Origin of the sequence: Psittacicella hinzii, assembly GCF_003585935.1 — a bacterium.
In the GTDB taxonomy this organism is placed as follows: Bacteria; Pseudomonadota; Gammaproteobacteria; order Enterobacterales; family Psittacicellaceae; genus Psittacicella; species Psittacicella hinzii.
This window is the reverse complement of record NZ_NRJG01000147.1, coordinates 1-2603: the sequence shown is the minus strand read 5'-3', so window position 1 is coordinate 2603 and position 2603 is coordinate 1. Positions and strand designations below refer to the sequence as shown.

Annotated in this window: 2 protein-coding genes; both read right to left on the bottom strand. The window is 34.3% G+C overall.

Annotated features, from left to right (window positions below):
- Positions 1-36: 36 nt before the first annotated feature.
- Complete coding sequence (locus CKF58_RS06995; RefSeq protein ID WP_119532352.1) at positions 37-1173, bottom strand: porin family protein; 1137 nt, start codon at positions 1171-1173, stop codon at positions 37-39.
- Between the two features lie 120 nt (positions 1174-1293).
- Complete coding sequence (locus CKF58_RS06990) at positions 1294-2436, bottom strand: porin family protein (RefSeq protein ID WP_119532350.1); 1143 nt, start codon at positions 2434-2436, stop codon at positions 1294-1296.
- Positions 2437-2603: the final 167 nt, after the last annotated feature.

Genomic DNA, 2603 nt, shown 5'->3' with positions numbered 1-2603 from the left:
GGCGATGCCTGCTTTTTTACAATTAAATTCTAAAAATTAGAATGCTAATTTAGCACCTACAGTGAATGCTTTATGTTTAAGAGTTGCTTTAGAAACTTCATTTGTAGATACAGTTCTGTATTTTAATGAATCACGAGAGTAAACACCTTCTACAAAAACTGTAGCCTTAGCTGTTTTGTAAGTGTAAACGTCAGATTGTAGACCGAATGCTAAATTAACAGCTTTGCTCTTAACACGAGTATCTGAACCGTGATCTTTAGTTTGTACATAAGCTACATTTAAGAATGGTTGTGCATATTGGAAACCAGTATAAGTAGCTTTGGCAGCTAAAGACCAAGCTTTAGTTTTGTATAAATCTGTGTTAGCGCGTTTTTGGTGTTCAAATGCAACGTCAGCACCTAAAGTGAAGTCTTTAACTAGACCATCGTTGTAGAATGCTAAATCGTATGAATTATAAGTAGTTGTAGTTGTATAATCAGCACGATCACGAGTATTAGCGTAAACGAATACTACGTGGTTGCCTGATAAATCATAAGTTAATTTAACAGCTACTTGTTTAGTGTAATCTGTTTGAGACTCTTTAGTTTCACCATAAGATACAGCACCAGATACACCATACACTACTGGAGCTTTGTAAGTGATTACTGAATCAAATTCACCAGTTGTAGCTGAGAAAGCTGTAAATGGTTTATTTGTATTGTATACGTCGTATTCTAAATCATTGTTGAAACGGTCATCTGCTACAGTAACATATTTACCATATAACACTGAACCTAAAGTTGAGTGTGATAATTGAACGTAAGCACGGTTCACATCAACACCTTGACGCGTGTGAGATTTTTGTCTTGCTACACCAGTTTGTTTTTCATTTAAGTAATCAAATGTAGTTTGGAAACGAGTGTAGAAAGAGTAAGTTAAGTTGTTTGAATCAGTGATAGCACCGTAAACACCAAAACGTAAACGACCTTCGTTTAATTTAGTAACGTCTTTAGTTGTTTTGTTGTCAGTTCTATCTTTAATTCTTTCAACAGCTTTAGTGTAGTTGTAACGTGCTTCAGCAAAAACACCTAAGTTTGCGCTTGATGAACCATTAGAGTACGAATATACATTCGTGTTTGCAAATGCAGAAGTAGCTACACCAGCTACGGCTAATGCTAATAATGTTTTTTTCATGTGTAAACCTGTATAGCGACTAATGAATAGTCGTCCTTATGTACTTACTATTGTTAAAGTAAGAGAAAGGAGCAATGCTCCTCTCACTTACAAATCTTATATTTTTTTATCTAATAAATATTAGAAAGAAACTTTAAGACCAGCTGCTAAATCTAACTGTTTAAGTTTTGATTTTGATTCTTTTTCTTTAGCGTGTAAGTATACACCTTCACCGAATAGACGTACGTTTACGTATTCGTTTTTATATACATCTGATTGAACACCTAAGTATGCACCATAAGCTTTAACATCAGTTGAAACATCTTTGATTTTTTGGAATGTTGCACCAGCATATGGTTGGAAGTATTGATTTAGAGTGTAAGCTGTTTTAACAACAAAAGTATTGCATTTTTTAGTGTTAACTGTGTTTTCTGCAGCTGTGCCATCTTTATATTGTACACGTACGTAATCGTATGCTGCTGCAACAACCCAACTTGGATTAATTTGTTGAGCTACTGCTAATTGGAAACCCTTAGCTTTATTAACGTTTAGACCATTTAAACGTTGTTTTTGGAACGCTACAGTACCTTGAATAGTTGTACCTGTTGATAATGAGTAGATACCGTTAAGAGCGTTTTGAACTGAACGATCTGCACCTGAATTTAAATTAACGATAGGATCTTGTTTACGGCTAGCAGTGTTGTTTGAGTATGAGTAGTTAGCTATAAAGTTACCAAATGTAGGAGTTGTATAACGAACACCTTTTACTGTATCAGTGTCGAATACATAGTCAAAACCAGTGTTGAAATCTAAGTATTCTAAATCGCTACCAGCAGCATCATCGGCAACAGTAGAGAAACGACCTAATGCTAAACGTCCAAAGTTGTCGTTTGCTAAGTAAACATTAGCGTATTTGAAGTAGAAGTACTGAGTTTTGTTACCTTTGTGAACTTTAGTAGTTACGTTAGTGCTGTATGCTTTTTCTTTTGAGTAGAAATCGTTATAGAAGTCGTTTTGTAAACGAGCAGCGAAACCAAATGCAGTTGAATCAGCTACACGGAAATCACCACCGAAGTTTAAACGATAACGAGCTACTGCACCGTCAACTGTAGTTTTAGATTCTTTTACAGATTTTGTTTTGATAGTTGCTTCTTTATCAGTATATACGTAACGAACATAACCACCAACCCATAAGTTAGCATTTTCTGATTTATATACTGATACGTTAGCAAATGCTGAACCTACTACAGCAGCTAATGCTAATGATAATAAATTCTTTTTCATATGAACCCTATATATTTATATCAACTAATCTAATAGTTGAAACCAAAATTTATTTGTGTATTTTGGTTGAGTTGAACTAATTTTGTACTACATAGTTAAAAACTACTAGTACGTCCAAACAATTCTTTTTAATGCAACCCTAATGTTTCTACTAAATCTATAGTGCG

Bases quoted from the DNA above. Each gene is read 5' to 3' on its own strand.
- CKF58_RS06995 (WP_119532352.1), bottom strand. From the start codon at position 1,173: ATGAAAAAAACATTATTAGCATTAGCCGTAGCTGGTGTAGCTACTTCT.
- CKF58_RS06990 (WP_119532350.1), bottom strand. From the start codon at position 2,436: ATGAAAAAGAATTTATTATCATTAGCATTAGCTGCTGTAGTAGGTTCA.